We start from the raw sequence: 16,275 nt of genomic DNA, 5'->3' as shown, positions 1-16,275 counted from the left end.
TTGTGGTCGCGCTTCGCGGGAAAGAAATCGACGCGTTTCTGGCCCGGCCCGATCCGTCGCGGCCGATCATCCTGCTGTATGGTCCCGACACCGGCCTGGTTCGCGAACGCGCCGACAGCCTGATGGCGTCCGCCGTCGATGATCCGAACGATCCATTTTCACTGGTGCGCATGGACGGCGACGAACTCGCCGCCGAGCCGTCGCGTCTTGTCGAGGAAGCCATGACGGTGCCGCTGTTCGGCGGACGCCGGGCAATCCGCATCAGGGCCGGATCGCGCAGTTTCGCCAGCGGTATCGATACGCTTGCGGAGATGCAGCCGAAGGATTGCCGTATCGTGATCGAGGCCGGCGAGTTGCGTCCGGACGCGCCCTTACGCAAGGCCTGCGAGAAGGCGAAGAGCGCTGTCGCCATCGCCTGCTATGCAGACACCGAGCGCGATCTTGCCAGGCTGATCGACGACGAGTTGCGCGCTTCGAATCTGACGATCGCGCCCGACGCGCGCGTTGCGCTGACGTCACTGCTCGGCGGCGACCGGCAGGCGTCGCGCAACGAAATTCGTAAAGTCGCGCTTTATGCCCATGGCCAGCGTGAGGTTACGCTGGACGATGTAGTCGCCATCGTCACCGACGCCTCCGGTATGGCGCTCGATCCCATTGTTGACAACGCCTTTGCCGGGCGCGCCGCTGACGTCGAAACCATGTTCACCAAAGCCATGGCGGCCGGGACTTACCCCGGCCTGATCATCATGTCCGCGCAGCGCCACGCAGCGCTGCTGCACAAGGCGCGGCTGTCGATCGAGGAAGGCCGCAGCGAACTCGACGCGCTCGAGAGCGGATTTCCGCGGCTGCATTTCTCGCGCAAGTCGCTGGTCGAGACAGCGCTGCGAAACACCAGCGCGGAGCGCATGGCGCGGGTCATGGCGCAACTGGCTGACGCTGCGTTCGACATGCGCAAGCAATCGTCGCTGGCTGAAGTCATCGCACAACGCGCGCTGCTCGCGATTGCCGTCAATGCACGACGACGGGGCTAATACCCCCGTCGTTGCTAGTTTTTATTTACCTGCTTCAAGCCGCCGCAAAATCTCGTCAAGCTGATCGAGATCGGTGTACTTGATCTGCACCGTGCCGCCGGGATTGCGGTGATCGACACTCACCTTCAGGCCGAGCACATCGCTGACGCGCTTTTCAAGCGCGATGGTGTCAGGATCTTTTGCAGGCGCCGCCCCGCGCGCCTTCTGCGGCTTGCGCTCCGGCACACCCTCTTCATGCGCGAGTGCTTCGGTCTGACGCACGTTCAGACCTTCCTCGACGATCCGCTTCGCAGCCGCTGCGGCATCCGGCAGATTGATCAGCGCGCGCGCGTGTCCGGCGGACAGCTTGCCTTCGGCGATATAAGCCTGAACCTGATCCGGCAGTTTGGTCAGACGCATCATGTTGGCGACATGGCTGCGGCTCTTGCCGACGATCTTGGCGATATCCTCCTGGCTGCGTTTGAACTCGGCGGCAAGCGCGTGATAGCCCTGCGCTTCTTCCATCGCGTTCAAATCCGAGCGCTGTACGTTCTCGATGATCGCGATCTCGAGCGCGTCACTGTCGTTCACCTCGGTGGTGACGATCGGCACATCATGCAGACCCGCGCGCTGCGACGCGCGCCAGCGACGTTCGCCGGCAATGATCTCGAAACGATCCGTCGCGCCCTTCACCGACCGGACCACGATCGGCTGAATCACGCCGTGCTGCTTGATCGAGGCCGACAACTCGTCGAGCTCGACATCGGAAAACGTGCGGCGCGGATTGCGCGGATTGGCCTTGAGAAATTCAATCGGAACGCGGCGCGGCGTGCGCGCGGGACGATCGACGTGAGCAGCTTCGCCGCCGACATCGCCAATCAGACTTGCAAGACCGCGACCCAATCGCGAACGCTCGTCGGCCATTGCCGTCTCCCTTGCACTCAACCCACGCACTCCCGACATCGCTTCAGCCCGACCTCAACTACACACAATAATATTTCAGTGCGAACGCAGCTCGCGTTCGCGCTGAATCACTTCGGTCGCGAGTTTCAGATACGCATCGCTGCCGACGCATTTGAGATCGTAAACCAGCACCGGCTTTCCGTAAGACGGTGCTTCGGAGATACGCACGTTACGCGGGATCATGGTGTTGTAGACTTTGTTGCCCATGAACTGTCGCACATCGGCGACAACTTGGTTCGACAGGTTGTTGCGCGAGTCGAACATCGTCAGCACGATGCCGTGAATCGACAGCGTCGGATTCAGCGTCGAGCGAACCTGCTCGACGGTCTGCAGCAACTGCGACAGGCCTTCGAGCGCGAAGAACTCACACTGCAGCGGCACGAGAATCGCGTGCGACGCCGCCATGGCATTGACGGTGATGAGATTGAGCGACGGCGGACAATCGACCAGCACATAGGTGTAGTCGGTGTCGGGCGCGACATTGACGTTGAGTTCGGCGATCGCATCGCGCAGGCGAAACGCGCGGTCGCGCGTGGTGCCGAGTTCAAGTTCAAGGCCCGACAGATCCATGGTCGATGCCGCGATGTGCAGGCGAGGGACCGCGGTTGGAATGATTGCTTCGCGCAGCTTGGCCTCGCCGATCAGCACGTCGTAGGTCGAGCAGTTGCGATTGCGCCGGTCGATGCCAAGTCCCGTTGAGGCGTTGCCCTGCGGATCGAGATCGACGATCAGCACCCGCTCGCCGATAGCCGCGAGGGCAGTTCCGAGATTGATGGCGGTCGTGGTCTTGCCGACGCCACCCTTCTGATTGGCGAGCGCCAGAATCCGGGGATGGCCCCGCTGGGCTGTCGCGCCGTTCTCGTCTTGAAAAATTCCGTCGATGCCAACCATGTGCGTGGCCATGCCTTGTTGTTGCTGGACGCCTTATCGCCGCTCAATCGCATTGAGTTCGACGATCCAACCGTGTCCGCCGGTGCGACTGGGATGAAGAAGAGGCTCTATATTCCAGTATTTAGTAGCTTCCGTCAATTCGGCCTCTACATCTTGTCCCTTTAGGAACAAGGCCTTGGTGCCTTGCTGCACCAGAGGCGCAGCAAAACCCAGCAACATATGTAGTGGAGCAACTGCGCGGGCAGTGATGCAATCGACCGGCGTCTGCAAACTATCCACATAATCCCCGATGTCAGCGAGGACAACTGAGCCGGCAGCGCCGGTCACCCGCAATGCCTCTCGAAGAAATGCGGCCTTCTTGGCGTTGCGCTCCACCAGCTGGACGTTTGCGCCTTCGTGCTCGGCCATCGCACAGGCCAGCACTACGCCGGGAAAACCACCGCCGCTGCCAAAGTCCAGCCAACGACGGGCGTTGGGAGCCAAGTCCAGCAGTTGAAGCGAATCGGAGACGTGCCGGGTCCAGAGCTGCGGAAGCGTGGAGGGCGCGATCAGATTCGTCTTGGCCTGCCACTGCACCAGGAGATCGACATAGCGATCGAGACGGGCTCCTGTTTCACGTGAAACAGGAGTCAGCGCCAAAGCCGCCGCCTTGTCCGAGGCTGGAATGGAAACGAGGGCCGGTTTGGCCATGAGATGCGCCTATGCCGAAGCCGCTGAGGATCGGCGCGCCTCGCGGCGTAAATAGGCCGCGAGAATGGCCAGCGCCGCAGGGGTCATTGCCTCGATCCGGCCCGCCTGCCCGATGGTCCGCGGCCGCACCTTTTCGAGCTTCTGCCGCGCCTCGTTCGAGAGGCCCGGGACAGCGCTGTAGTCCACATCGGTCAGAACCAGTCCCTCGTCGCGGCGGAAGGCCTGCACATCTGCAGCCTGGCGGGCGAGATAGACGTCGTATTTGGCGTCGATCTCCAGATGGACCGCGATCTTCGGATCGATTGCGTTGAGCTGCGGCCATATTGACGTGATGTTGGCCCATTCCACCTCGGGATACGCCAGCATTTCGAACGCCGTGCGGCGCTGACCGTCGTGATTGAGCATCAGGCCGTGCTTTGCGGCCTCGTTGGGCGTCACCGAGAGCGATTTCGCCAACGATTTTGCGGCGTTAAGTGCTTCCATCTTGCCGGCATGCCGCCCTGCCCGCTCCGCGCCTACACAGCCGAGCGCAATACCCCGGTCGGTCAGGCGCTGATCGGCGTTGTCCGCGCGCAGCGTCAAACGATACTCGGCGCGCGAGGTGAACATCCGGTACGGCTCGGTGATGCCGCGCGACGTCAGGTCGTCGATCATCACCCCGAGATAGCCGTCAGCCCGGTCGAACACAGCGGGCTTTCCGCCCCCGGCGAGAATCGCGGCATTCAACCCGGCCACAAGCCCCTGCGCACCGGCTTCTTCATAGCCGGTGGTGCCATTGATCTGCCCGGCCAGGAAAAGCCCCGGCACCCGTCGGGTTTGCAGGGTCGGCTCCAGTTCACGTGGATCGACGTGATCGTATTCGATGGCATAGCCCGGACGGACCATTTTCACCTGCTCGAGGCCGGGAATGCTGGCCAGAATGGCCTGCTGAACCTCTTCCGGCAGCGATGTGGAGATCCCGTTGGGGTAAACCGTGGTGTCGTCGAGCCCTTCGGGCTCCAGGAAGATCTGGTGGCCGTCGCGGTCGCCGAAACGGACGATCTTGTCCTCAATGGACGGGCAATAACGCGGGCCGGTGCTCTTGATCTGGCCGGAATACATCGGCGAGCGATGGACATTGGCGCGGATGACCTCATGGGTGGCGTTGGTGGTCCGGGTGATCCCGCATTCGATCTGTGGGGTCGTGATCCGGTCGGTCAGCACCGAAAACGGCTCGATTGGGTCGTCCCCCGGCTGCATTTCGACCGCAGACCAATCGATGGTCGAGCCATCGAGGCGCGGCGGCGTTCCGGTCTTCAGGCGACCCAGAACAAATCCGGCAAGCTCGAAAGATCTTGAGAGACCCATCGCCGGGGCCTCTCCGACCCGTCCCGCCGGCCAATTCTTCTCGCCCAGATGGATCAGGCCCCGCAAAAAGGTCCCGGTGGTCACAACTACCGCGCCTACGGCGAATTCCCGACCGTCGCCGAGGCGAATCCCGCAAACTCGGCCCTCAGAGAGCAATAGCTCGTCAGCCTCGCCCTCAATCACGATCAGGTTGGGCGTTTCCCGGATTTCGGCCTGCATCGCGGCCGCATAAAGCTTGCGGTCAATCTGGGCGCGAGGACCACGGACGGCGGGCCCTTTGCGGCGGTTCAAAACCCGGAACTGGATGCCGCCCCGGTCCGCGATCCGGCCCATCAGGCCGTCGAGGGCGTCGATCTCCCGGACCAGATGGCCCTTTCCAAGGCCTCCGATGGCCGGATTGCAGGACATCGCGCCGATGGTCGCAAATTGATGGGTGACCAACGCAGTTTTCGCACCCATGCGCGCAGACGCTGCCGCCGCTTCGCAGCCGGCGTGCCCCCCCCCGATCACAATGACGTCGAATGTCTGCATCGGCAGACTTCTATCGCTTTGGTGCGAAAGCTGAAAGACGGAAATGCATCCCGGATGTTTCACGTGAAACAAGGTCATTGGCCTATCTGGAACCCGCAGGGGCCACTGGCCTACTTCCCGATGCAGAACTCGCGGAAGATAACGTCAAGAATGTCCTCGACATCCACTCTGCCAGTCAATCGGCCTAATGAATGAATCGCGATTCGTAGTTCTTCGGCCAGAAGTTCATCCCCCTTGTCGGCCGAGCGCCCTGCCCGTCCCAGCGCGGCGACCGTCTCCCGTAACAAGGTCCGGTGCCGGGCGCGGCTGACCAGCGCCATTTCGCCCGATCCAAAATAGTCCCGGGCGTAGATCACGAGCGCTGCGATCAGCTCCGGGACACCATCACCACGCGACGCGGAAACATCGAACCGCCCCGTCGCCCCGGCGCCCTCGCCTTTCACAGCGACCAGATCAACCTTGTTGCGCACGATCCAGACCGGCGCGTGGTCGCCATCGCTTTGCGGCGTCGGCGCATTCCTGTCGTTCGCATCGACAAGCCACAACACCAGGTCGGACGTGCGCGCACGATCGCGCGCGCGGCGCACACCCTCCTGCTCGACCGGATCGTGGGTATCGCGCACACCCGCCGTGTCGATCAGCGTCACCGGGTAACCGTCGAGATCGAGATGCACTTCGATGACGTCGCGTGTGGTGCCGGCGTGCGGTGACACAATCGCAGCTTCGCGCCGCGCGAGGCGATTGAGCAACGTCGACTTGCCAGCGTTTGGGGGACCGGCAATCGCAACCGTCAGGCCTTCGCGCAGACGTTCACTTTGTGCCGATGCCGCAAGGGTTTCTTCGATTTCCGATTTCAACGCCGCGATCTTGCGTAACGCCGGCGCGACAAGCTCTGCCGAAACATCACCCTCGTCCGAAAAATCGATGCCTGCTTCGATCAACGCCGATGCTTCGATGATCTGCTGCCGCCAGCTCTCGGCCTTTGCACCCAGCAATCCTTTCAGATGCCGCAACGCCTGGCGGCGTTGACGATCGGTATCGGCGTGAATCAGATCGTCGAGACCTTCCGCTTCGGTGAGATCGAGCTTGCCGTTTTCGAACGCGCGGCGCGTGAACTCACCCGGCTCCGCCGGACGCAAGCCGTCTATGGCACTGAGCGCATCGAACATCGCTGCGATCACCGCGCGGCCGCCATGAACCTGAAATTCCGCGACGTCTTCGCCCGTCGCACTGTGCGGACCCGGAAACCAGAGGGCGACCGATTCGTCGATAGCGCTGCCGTCAAGATCCCGCAGGGTCGCGAACTGGGCAAGACGAGGCGCGGGCAATTTTCCGCAAAGCCGCTCGATCGCTAAACGGGTTTGCGGACCGGACACGCGGATGATGGCAATCGCTGACGGCGCGCGTCCGGAGGACAAAGCAAAGATGGTCTGATCTGGGGAATGCATGGCCTATTTGTCGGACACATGCCGGACAGGCAATGAAAATTCCCAGCTATGGTGATGTCGAATTATGCTGCATTGCAATATGTTACGACCTGAAGCGCAACATACGCCGTGCTGCGTCGCACAATAGAAACTTGGTTCGCCAAAAGAAAATGCCCGGCGCAAGGCCGGGCACTGAAAACGAGCTGACGCCTATCGGCTATCAGGCAGTCACATCAGGTGTTCATCGACTCAAAGAATTCCGCGTTGTTCTTGGTGTTGCGGAGCTTGTCGAGCAGGAAGTCGATGGCGTCCATGGTGCCCATCGGATTGAGGATGCGGCGAAGGACGTACATCTTCTTGAGCAGCTGCGGATCGGTGATGAGCTCTTCCTTGCGTGTGCCCGAACGCGAGATGTCGATCGCAGGGAAGGTGCGCTTGTCCGAGACCTTGCGATCAAGAATGAGCTCCGAGTTGCCGGTGCCCTTGAACTCTTCGAAAATCACTTCGTCCATGCGGCTGCCGGTATCGACCAGCGCGGTCGCGATGATGGTGAGCGATCCGCCTTCTTCGATGTTCCGCGCAGCGCCAAAGAAACGCTTCGGACGCTGCAGCGCATTGGCGTCAACACCGCCGGTCAGCACCTTGCCGGATGACGGCACCACGGTGTTGTAGGCACGGCCGAGGCGTGTGATCGAGTCCAGAAGAATCACGACGTCGCGGCCGTGTTCGACCAGGCGCTTGGCCTTCTCGATCACCATCTCCGCAACCTGCACGTGACGCACCGCCGGTTCGTCGAAGGTCGAGGACACAACCTCGCCCTTCACCGAACGCTGCATGTCGGTGACTTCTTCCGGACGTTCGTCGATCAGAAGAACGATCAGATAACACTCTGGATGATTGGCCGTGATCGAGTGCGCGATGTTCTGCATCAGCACCGTTTTACCAGTGCGGGGAGGGGCCACGATAAGCGCGCGCTGGCCTTTACCTATAGGGGCTACGATATCGATGACGCGCGCAGAGAGATCCTTGCGGGTCGGATCGTCAAGCTCAAGGCGGAAACGCTCGTCCGGAAACAGCGGCGTCAGATTGTCGAAATTGACCTTGTGCTTGGACTTTTCCGGATCTTCGAAGTTCAGCGTGTTGACCTTCAACAGCGCGAAGTAGCGTTCGCCTTCCTTCGGGCTGCGAATATGGCCTTCAATGGTGTCGCCGGTACGCAATCCGAAGCGCCGGATCTGCGATGGCGACACGTAGATGTCATCCGGGCCGGGCAGATAATTGGCGTCCCATGAGCGCAGGAATCCGAAGCCGTCGGAGAGAACCTCGACAACGCCTTCACCGATGATGTCGGTTTCCTGGATCGCAAGCTGCTTGAGAATGGCGAACATCAGCTCCTGCTTGCGCATGGTGCTGGCATTTTCGACCCCAAGCTCTTCGGCGAACGAGACGAGCTCCGCCGGAGTTTTGGTTTTGAGGTCTTGTAGTTTGATTTCCCGCATTGGGGTTGTCCTGTGGAGCGTGTGGAGAAAAGAGAATGGGGAGGGGAGCGAAAGGTTCAGCCTGCTGACGACATACGGACTACAAACGCGATCAGAAGTCCGCAGGTCTTGAGCGAGGAAGGTGCCGGGAGGCTTCGAACCTGATGTGGCGGCCGGTCCAACAATGAGACCGGGACTCAACCACATCCACCTGCGTTCGGTGGGATGACAGATATATAGAAAATCGTCCGGCTTCACGCAAGGCGATCATTGACGCAGAGCCTAAAGGCTGGCCGCTCTAGAACGGTTTGACGATCACCAGAACCACGACAGCGATCATTAAAACAGTCGGTACTTCATTGATAATACGATAGAATTTCTGAGTTCTGGTATTTGCATCTTGGGCGAAATCCCGCACCCGGGCGCTGAAAAAGCCGTGGACCCCCGACAGAACCAGCACCAGCACGAATTTGGCGTGAAACCAGCCGGAGACATACCAGCCACCCTGCCAGGCCAGCCACAAGCCGGCCAGCCAGGTCACGATCATCGCCGGATTGATAATCGCCTTGAGCAGGCGGCGCTCCATCACCTTGAAAGTTTCGGATTGCTTCGAACCGATCTCCGCGTCGCAGTGGTAGACGAACAATCGCGGCAGATAGAGCATACCGGCCATCCATGAGATGACCGCGATCACATGTAGCGCCTTGATCCATTCGTACATGGAATCTTCCGTGGGAATTGTCTTTAACTGCCAAGCCAACCGGTGTTTCGAAATTGGCATCGTGGCTGGAGAACAGGAACCAGACGTTGCCTAGTGTGTTGAGCAACATCGATAGATGACGTGAGACGAGACGTTTCCGCAAGCACGACTTTCTTAAAGAATCCTTTTTAGATTCTTAGTTTGAGTCAGTGTAACCGTGATTAGCGCTCGCGCATTGCTCTCCCGCTTTTATCCAGCGACTATCCACATGCCGCTGGTTTATACCCGGTGTTGGACAAGATCCGGACGACAGAGAATATGCCGATGGTTTCAAGCGCTTGAGAGCAAGTGACACGGCATTATCCCAAGACAAATCCACACAACCCCGCTACCATCCCAGCAACGGTCAGATTTCATCCCGAAATCAGCGCTGTGAATGAAAGAGCGGGTTATCCCGGGCGGTGCGATCCATCGCCGGATTGAGGTGAACATGCCCACAGGGATTCACAGCTATTCACAGTCGCCGGATTGAGCGGAAACGGATTCGAGACGTCATGGCGACAACCACCGGCAGTTATTTTCACCTCCACATGATTTCCGATTCGACCGGTGAAACGCTGATCACGGTCGCGCGTGCAGTGGCCGCGCAGTACTCCAATGTCTCGCCGGTCGAGCATGTCTATCCGCTGGTCCGCAGCCAGAAGCAGCTTGATCGCGTGCTGGCAGAAATCGAGGAAGCGCCAGGAATTGTGCTGTTCACGCTGCTGGAGAAAGATCTGGTCGAGCGGCTCGAGGCGAAGTGCCAGGAAATCAACATTCCGAGCCTGTCGATCATCGGTCCCGTGATGCAGTTGTTTCAGGCTTATCTTGGCACGGAGACCTCGCGGCGCGTTGGCGCCCAGCACACACTCAATGCGGAGTATTTCAAGCGCATCGATGCGTTGAACTATTCGATGATGCATGACGACGGACAGCACGTTGAAGGCCTCGAGGAGGCTGATGTGGTGCTTGTCGGCGTCTCGCGGACATCGAAGACACCCACATCGATTTATCTTGCCAATCGAGGTGTTCGCACCGCCAACGTACCGCTGGTGCCGGGAATTCCGATTCCGCATCAGCTTGAAACGCTGAAGAAGCCGCTGGTGGTCAGTCTTCATGCAACCCCTGAACGATTGATCCAGGTCCGGCAGAATCGTCTGCTCGGCATCGGCAGGACCGGAGACGATACCTATATCGACCGTCAGGCTGTGACCGAGGAGGTTGCTTTTGCCCGAAAGCTCAGCGCGAAATTCGACTGGGCGTTGCTCGACGTCACGCGCCGGTCGATCGAGGAAACCGCCGCGGCGATCATGAAACTGTACGCCGATCGCCAGCGCCAGAAGGCATCGCAAACGTGACTGTCTGGCGTGAACGGCAACCCCTGATTCTCGCATCGCAGAGCGCTGTGCGAAAAAGCCTGCTTGTGAATGCGGGAATCGCGGTGGAGACCGTTCCTGCCGATATCGACGAACGCGCGATCCAGCAGACCTCCGGATTGACAGAGCCGGGCAGGATCGCCGGCCTGCTCGCCGGCGAGAAGGCGACATTCATCTCCGCGAAGTATCCCGGCCGATATGTCGTCGGCGCTGACCAGACGCTGGCGCTCGGCGAGCAGCTTTTCAGCAAACCTGCAGATCGTGCTGCGGCAGCGGCACAAATCACGACGTTATCGGGGCAGGCTCACGCATTGCACAGCGCGGTCAGTGTTGTGAAGGATGGTGTAATCCTGTTTTCCCACGTCAGCGTTGCACGCATGACGATGCGACCTCTGACCGAACGCGAGATTGCCGCCTATATAGAAGAGGCTGGGAACGCGGTTACCTCAAGCGTCGGCGCCTATCAACTGGAGCGCACCGGGGTGCATCTGTTCGATCGCATCGACGGCGATCATTTTACGATTCTGGGATTGCCGCTGCTGCCGCTGCTTGGTTTTCTGCGCAGCCGGAATCTGCTGGCTGTATGACGAAAGAATTGCCGATGCTGTTGCTGGGTTTGACGGGTTCGATTGGAATGGGGAAATCGACCACCGCGAAGTTGTTTCAGGAAGCCGGGGTGCCGGTCTACGATGCCGACGCGACCGTTCATAAGGTCTATGAAGGCGAGGCCGCACCGGCGGTCGAAGCGGCGTTTCCCGGCAGCACCATGGACGGCAAGGTGGACCGGCAGAAGCTCTCGGCCATGGTCTTGAACAATGCCGATGCGATGAAACGGCTCGAGACCATCGTGCATCCGATGCTGCGCAGCCATCAACTCAAGTTCCTCAGCGACGCGGAAGCATCGGGAGCGCCGGTAGCCGTTCTTGATGTGCCCTTGCTGTACGAGACCGGTGGCGAAAACCGGGTCGATGCGGTGGTGGTGGTAACGACGACGCCGGAGATTCAGCGCGAACGCATTTTGGCACGGGACAACATGACGCCCGACAAGCTCGACGCGATCCTTGCGCGGCAGCTTCCTGATGCGGAAAAGCGCAAGCGGGCGGATTTTGTGGTGGACACCTCCCACGGTCTGGACCCGGTGCGGCAGCGGATCGGTGAAATCCTCCGCGAAGTCGTTAAAATGCCGAGACGGCGAAACTGATTCGCTGACATCGCACCCGGCATACCCATATGCGCGAAATCGTTCTCGATACCGAAACCACAGGCCTCGATCCGCTGCGCGGCGATCGCCTGGTCGAGATCGGCTGCGTCGAGATGATCAATCGGATGCCGACCGGGCAGACGTTTCACGTCTATCTCAATCCCGAGCGCGACATGCCGCAGGAAGCATTCAACGTGCACGGTCTGTCGAGCGAGTTTCTTGCTGACAAGCCGCTGTTCGGGGCGGTGGCGGACGATTTCCTGACTTTCATCGCCGACGCGCCGCTGGTCATTCACAATGCGTCATTCGATATCGGCTTCATCAATGCCGAACTTTCCAAGGTCTCGCGAGCGGCTATCCCGCGCGACCGTCTGGTCGATACGCTGACGCTGGCGCGGCGCAAGCATCCCGGTGTGTCGAACCGGCTCGACGATCTGTGCTCGCGCTACGCCATCGATAATTCCCGCCGAACCAAACACGGCGCTTTGCTCGACGCGGAACTGCTCGCGGAAGTCTATATCGATCTGATTGGCGCGCGGCAGTCGCAGCTCATTCTGTCTGAGACGCGCCAGTCGTTCGGCGCCGGACAGGTCGATGCTCCGCGGCGGCAGCGCGAGGAGCCGCTTGCACCACGCGTCACCGAGGCTGACGCGGCCGCACATGCCGCATTCGTCGCGACACTTGGCGGCACGCCAATCTGGAACGAATTTTCGAAGGAATCTTGAGCGACGCGAACTTCGCTTCGCGTAGCGATAACCGGGCTTAGCTCGGTTTGCCCTGCTGCTGTTCGGCCTGACGCGCCATATTCTGACGATAGAGGCCGACGAAATCCACCGGATCGAGCATCAGCGGCGGGAAGCCACCGGCGCGCACCGACGACGCCACGATTTCGCGGGCGAACGGAAACAGCAGCCGCGGGCATTCGATCATGATGAAAGGGTGCATGCTGTCCTGCGGCACGTTCTGAATGCGAAATACGCCAGCATAAATCAGTTCGAAACCAAACAACACGAAGTTGTCGTTTTCAGCTTTTCCCTCGATGGACAGCGCGACTTCGAAGTCATGCTCGGCAACCGGCGTGGCGGTGACGTTGATCTGGATGTTGATCGTGGGCTGCTTGTCCTGAGACGCCAGCGAAGCCGGGGAGTTCGGATTCTCGAACGAGAAATCCTTGATGTACTGCGCCAGAACGTTGAACTGGGGCGGAGCCGCGTTCTCGAGAGGTGCACCGTTGCCGTTGGTCATGAATATATTGCTCCGAGAATGTGGAAACGAGATCGCCCAGGGAGCGATCCGGTCGGGAACTGCCTGAGAAAAAGCATCCGTTGGCGGCAAATGTCCGCGTCCGGACAGGACAGGCCCTTGTCGGGGCGAGTGGCTATCATAGCCTTGCCTCATTCGACAAGGACGATGGGCTGCATTCTGCTGTGTTTCGGCTGGCCCTAACCGCTGGATCAGGTAGAATTACGCTAAATCGGAGCGGAGAATGCCCAAATCTTGTCCTTCGGGCTGTTCAAAGCGCGGCATATAGCGATGTTGGCTGGATCGGATTTCGTGCCTACATGTGACAAACGAACGCCTGTGTGACCCTGTTCCGAAGCAGGTGGCGTGTAGCACCGATCAGAAAGTGAATGCGACGTGGATATTTACACCATCATTTTTCTGGCCTTGGCCGTCTTCATCTTCCTGCGATTGCGCAATGTGCTGGGACAGCGGACCGGTGACGAGCGGCCGCCGTTTGATCGCGCGGCCCGTGACGTTCTGCGTGGAGCGCCGGATAACGTTGTTCCGATGCCGGGGAAGACCATCGACCAGGCACCGCTGGCACCCTCCGCGGATCCAGCGGTCGTGCCTGACCGCTGGAAGGGAATTGCGGAATCCGGCTCTGTGCTCGCGCGCGGCCTGGATCAGATCGCGGTCTCCGACCCGTCGTTTGACGCGCAGCATTTTCTCAGCGGTGCGAAGAGCGCCTATGAAATGATCGTGCTGGCGTTCGCCAATGGTGATCGCCGCGCCCTGAAGGATCTGTTGTCGCCTGAGGTCTATGAGGGCTTCGAGACCGCCATCAAGGAGCGCGAACAGCGCGGAGAGAGAGTCGAGACGCGATTCGCGTCGATCGACAAGGCGGAGATCGTCAACGCCGAAACACGCGATCGCGCAGCGCAGATCACCATCCGGTTCGTATCCCAGATGATCTCGGTCACGCGCGACAAGGCTGGCACCGTCGTCGATGGCAACCCGGAAAAGCTCACCGATGTCACAGATGTCTGGACGTTCGCCCGTGACATCGCTTCGCGCGATCCGAACTGGAAGCTGGTTGGGACGGAAAGCGGACAGTAAGGAAGATGCCGCGCCCGGTGCACGAACCGGGCGTTTTGGCGCGTGGCTGAGCGCCGGAGCTGCCGGGCTTTTCGCAGCCGGTCTCGCAATCACAGATGTTGAGGCCAGAACCGTCGGGCGGCACGTTTCTCACGATCATCATGAAGCGCCGAAGCGTGGGCCGGTTGTCTGGCCGCTGGAAGTTCCGGGCGGGCAATATGCGCCGCTGAAATGGAGCGACGTCGTGGGCTGGGCCGACGACGATCCGCTTCCGGCCTTCAAGACGTTTCGTACAAGCTGCAAGCCGATCGCTGCACAGAAAGGTCCGCTCGCGGACAGCAAGGCACTCGGCACGTCGTTGCGCGATCCCTGCATCGCGGCCCGTGCCGAGGACATTTCCGAAAGCGCCAGGGCGCGCGAATTCTTCGAGAGGAATTTCACGCCGTTGCTGATCTCGCGGATCGGCGAGGATGCGGGCTTTGTGACCGGCTACTATGAGCCCATCGTCGACGGGTCGCGGGTCCAGACTGACGTCTACACCGTGCCTGTCTATCGGCGGCCGTCGAACCTGTTCGTGCGCGGATATTCGCAGGCCAATGCCAGCATGCCCAACAAGGGCCAGGTGTTCCGCAAAGTCGGGCGGCGCAAGCTGGTGCCCTATTATGACCGTGGTGAAATCGAAGACGGCGCAATCGCGGGGCGCGGCCTCGAAGTGGTCTGGCTGAAGAGCCAGACCGATCTGCTGTTCATTCAGATTCAGGGCTCGGCACGGATCAAGCTCGATGACGGATCGATAGTGCGCATCAACTACGATGCGCATAATGGTTATCCTTATACGCCCGTCGGCCGCGTGCTGATCGAGCGCAACATCGTGCCCAAAGACCAGATGTCGATGCAGAAGATCCGTGAATACATGGAGCAGAGTCCGGATGCGGCGAAAGAACTGCGCCGGCAGAACCGCTCCTATGTGTTCTTTCGCGAGGTGAAGCTGGCGGCGGACGACGAAGCGGTCGGCGCGCAGGGCGTGCCGCTGACGGCCGGACGATCGATCGCTGTCGACAAGTCGCTTCATGTCTACGGCACACCGTTCTTTATTGAAGGCAGTTTGCCGATTGAATCCGACACGTCGAATACGCCGTTCCGCCGGCTGATGATCGCGCAGGACACCGGCTCAGCCATTATCGGTCCGGCGCGTGCGGACATCTACTTTGGTGCGGGAGTTGATGCAGGCCGCGTCGCGGGCCGCCTGAAAAATCCGGCACGTTTCGTCATGCTGCTGCCGAACAGCCTCGATCCGGTGTCGCGTGGCAAGACCATGCCGCTGCCGGAAGACCGGCCATCGGCCACCATCGCAAAGCTGTTTCCGCAAAAAGAGCAGCCCAAGGAGCCGGTCAAGGACACGCCGAAGGAAGTCGCCAAGGACACTGTCAAGGAGACTTCCAAGGACGCGCCGAAAGAGCAGACCAAAGATACGCCAAAGGATTCGACCAAGAGCGCTCCATCCAAGGATCAACCGGCTACAGCTCAAACGCCCGCTACACCAGCTACATCCGCTGCGCCAGTAGTGCCTCCGGTTGCTGCAACGGCCCCGGTCGCGCAGGCCGTGCCGTTGCCCGAAGCTCGCCCCAAAACGGCGCCGGATGTTGCGTCAACGACGACCGTCAAGCCTGATGCGCCGCGCCGGAAGCGGCATCACCGGCACATCCGTCATCGCCAATGAAGAGCCCTCGCAATCTCGATCCGCCCCCATCGCCGCGGCGAAAGCGTGCGCTGAGCCGCGAAGAAGCCGAGCTCTGGGAAAGCGTGGCGAAGCAGGCGAAACCGCTGCGCAGGAGATCGCGTCCGGCGAAAGCCGGCCTGGAGCTTATGGACGAGCCTCCAGCGGATCCCCGGCCCGCCCCACCGCCAAAATCTCCCGTCGCGACCCGGAAAATTCCGAGTGTCCCTGTGGTGCCGCCGCCGCTCGCACCGCTGGGACGGCGTGAACGGTCCAAACTTTCGCGCGGCCGGAAGGATATCGACGCGCGACTCGATCTGCACGGCATGACCCAGACCAGGGCCCATCGTATATTGTTGAATTTTTTGCATCACGCACAGGCCGACGGAATGAGCTTTGTTCTCGTCATCACCGGCAAGGGCCGCACCGTCGGGCCGGAATCAGAGCGCGGCGTGTTGCGCCGGCAGGTGCCGCACTGGCTGGGCCTGCCGGAATTTCGCAGCCTCATCGTCGGCTTCGAGGAAGCTCATATCGGTCATGGCGGCGAGGGCGCGCTTTACGTGCGCGTGCGGCGTGCGCGATAGCG

At 60.6% G+C, this 16,275-nt stretch carries 16 protein-coding genes; 8 read left to right on the top strand and 8 right to left on the bottom strand.

Going from position 1 to position 16,275, the window contains the following annotated elements:
* Positions 1 to 2: 2 nt before the first annotated feature.
* The gene (gene holA, locus BN32_RS16500; RefSeq protein ID WP_019199242.1) at positions 3 to 1,031 is read left to right on the top strand and encodes a DNA polymerase III subunit delta; all 1,029 of its coding nucleotides are present in this window, start codon (positions 3 to 5) and stop codon (positions 1,029 to 1,031) included.
* 21 nt (positions 1,032 to 1,052) lie between these two features.
* Here the strand turns inward: holA and BN32_RS16495 are convergent, their stop codons facing one another.
* The 7 genes from BN32_RS16495 to hemJ all read right to left on the bottom strand — a co-directional run bounded on the left by BN32_RS16495 (position 1,053) and on the right by hemJ (position 9,058).
* On the bottom strand, positions 1,053 to 1,934 hold the full coding sequence (locus BN32_RS16495) for a ParB/RepB/Spo0J family partition protein (protein ID WP_019199243.1): 882 nt from the start codon (positions 1,932 to 1,934) through the stop codon (positions 1,053 to 1,055).
* 75 nt (positions 1,935 to 2,009) lie between these two features.
* On the bottom strand, positions 2,010 to 2,864 hold the full coding sequence (locus tag BN32_RS16490) for a ParA family protein (RefSeq protein WP_040426837.1): 855 nt from the start codon (positions 2,862 to 2,864) through the stop codon (positions 2,010 to 2,012).
* A 33-nt stretch (positions 2,865 to 2,897) separates the two neighbouring features.
* Positions 2,898 to 3,554: a 16S rRNA (guanine(527)-N(7))-methyltransferase RsmG gene (gene rsmG, locus BN32_RS16485; protein WP_019199245.1), complete on the bottom strand. Its 657-nt coding sequence runs from the start codon at positions 3,552 to 3,554 to the stop codon at positions 2,898 to 2,900.
* Positions 3,555 to 3,563: 9 nt separating this feature from the next.
* Entirely contained in the window at positions 3,564 to 5,432 is a 1,869-nt protein-coding gene (gene mnmG / locus BN32_RS16480) for a tRNA uridine-5-carboxymethylaminomethyl(34) synthesis enzyme MnmG (RefSeq protein ID WP_040426835.1), read from the bottom strand.
* Between the two features lie 110 nt (positions 5,433 to 5,542).
* Positions 5,543 to 6,880 (bottom strand): tRNA uridine-5-carboxymethylaminomethyl(34) synthesis GTPase MnmE, encoded by a 1,338-nt coding sequence (mnmE, locus tag BN32_RS16475; protein WP_019199247.1) that lies wholly within the window; start codon positions 6,878 to 6,880, stop codon positions 5,543 to 5,545.
* Positions 6,881 to 7,092: 212 nt separating this feature from the next.
* Positions 7,093 to 8,358: a transcription termination factor Rho gene (gene rho, locus BN32_RS16470; protein WP_019199248.1), complete on the bottom strand. Its 1,266-nt coding sequence runs from the start codon at positions 8,356 to 8,358 to the stop codon at positions 7,093 to 7,095.
* 277 nt (positions 8,359 to 8,635) lie between these two features.
* Entirely contained in the window at positions 8,636 to 9,058 is a 423-nt protein-coding gene (gene hemJ, locus BN32_RS16465) for a protoporphyrinogen oxidase HemJ (protein WP_019199249.1), read from the bottom strand.
* A 533-nt stretch (positions 9,059 to 9,591) separates the two neighbouring features.
* Here hemJ and BN32_RS16460 point away from each other — a divergent pair.
* From BN32_RS16460 to dnaQ, 4 genes are read left to right on the top strand one after another with little or no spacing between them, the layout of a single operon-like run.
* Positions 9,592 to 10,434 (top strand): pyruvate, water dikinase regulatory protein, encoded by an 843-nt coding sequence (locus BN32_RS16460; RefSeq protein WP_019199250.1) that lies wholly within the window; start codon positions 9,592 to 9,594, stop codon positions 10,432 to 10,434.
* Positions 10,431 to 11,039, top strand: a complete 609-nt coding sequence (locus tag BN32_RS16455; protein ID WP_019199251.1) for a Maf family protein — start codon at positions 10,431 to 10,433, stop codon at positions 11,037 to 11,039. Before BN32_RS16460 ends, BN32_RS16455 begins: the two co-directional genes overlap by 4 nt.
* A 14-nt stretch (positions 11,040 to 11,053) precedes the next feature.
* On the top strand, positions 11,054 to 11,653 hold the full coding sequence (coaE, locus tag BN32_RS16450; protein WP_040426833.1) for a dephospho-CoA kinase: 600 nt from the start codon (positions 11,054 to 11,056) through the stop codon (positions 11,651 to 11,653).
* Positions 11,654 to 11,682: 29 nt separating this feature from the next.
* On the top strand, positions 11,683 to 12,378 hold the full coding sequence (gene dnaQ / locus BN32_RS16445) for a DNA polymerase III subunit epsilon (protein ID WP_019199253.1): 696 nt from the start codon (positions 11,683 to 11,685) through the stop codon (positions 12,376 to 12,378).
* 37 nt (positions 12,379 to 12,415) lie between these two features.
* On the opposite strand, the gene secB is transcribed toward dnaQ, so the two are convergent.
* Positions 12,416 to 12,898, bottom strand: a complete 483-nt coding sequence (gene secB, locus BN32_RS16440; protein WP_019199254.1) for a protein-export chaperone SecB — start codon at positions 12,896 to 12,898, stop codon at positions 12,416 to 12,418.
* 393 nt (positions 12,899 to 13,291) lie between these two features.
* Here secB and BN32_RS16435 point away from each other — a divergent pair, with 393 nt between their 5' ends.
* Genes BN32_RS16435 through BN32_RS16425 form a run of 3 tightly spaced genes read left to right on the top strand, consistent with a single transcriptional unit; the run spans position 13,292 to position 16,273 of the window.
* The gene (locus BN32_RS16435) at positions 13,292 to 13,993 is read left to right on the top strand and encodes a Tim44/TimA family putative adaptor protein (RefSeq protein WP_019199255.1); all 702 of its coding nucleotides are present in this window, start codon (positions 13,292 to 13,294) and stop codon (positions 13,991 to 13,993) included.
* Positions 13,971 to 15,692 carry an MltA domain-containing protein gene (gene mltA / locus BN32_RS16430; protein WP_019199256.1) on the top strand — a complete coding sequence of 574 codons (1,722 nt, stop codon included), beginning with the start codon at positions 13,971 to 13,973 and terminating at the stop codon, positions 15,690 to 15,692. The genes BN32_RS16435 and mltA overlap by 23 nt, the downstream gene beginning before the upstream one ends.
* Positions 15,689 to 16,273, top strand: a complete 585-nt coding sequence (locus BN32_RS16425; protein ID WP_019199257.1) for a Smr/MutS family protein — start codon at positions 15,689 to 15,691, stop codon at positions 16,271 to 16,273. Before mltA ends, BN32_RS16425 begins: the two co-directional genes overlap by 4 nt.
* Positions 16,274 to 16,275: the final 2 nt, after the last annotated feature.

Origin of the sequence: Afipia birgiae 34632 (genome assembly GCF_000308295.2) — a bacterium.
Taxonomy (GTDB): Bacteria; Pseudomonadota; Alphaproteobacteria; order Rhizobiales; family Xanthobacteraceae; genus Afipia; species Afipia birgiae.
The sequence above is the reverse complement of the archived record's forward strand: the minus strand, read 5'-3'. Positions and strand labels throughout refer to the sequence as shown.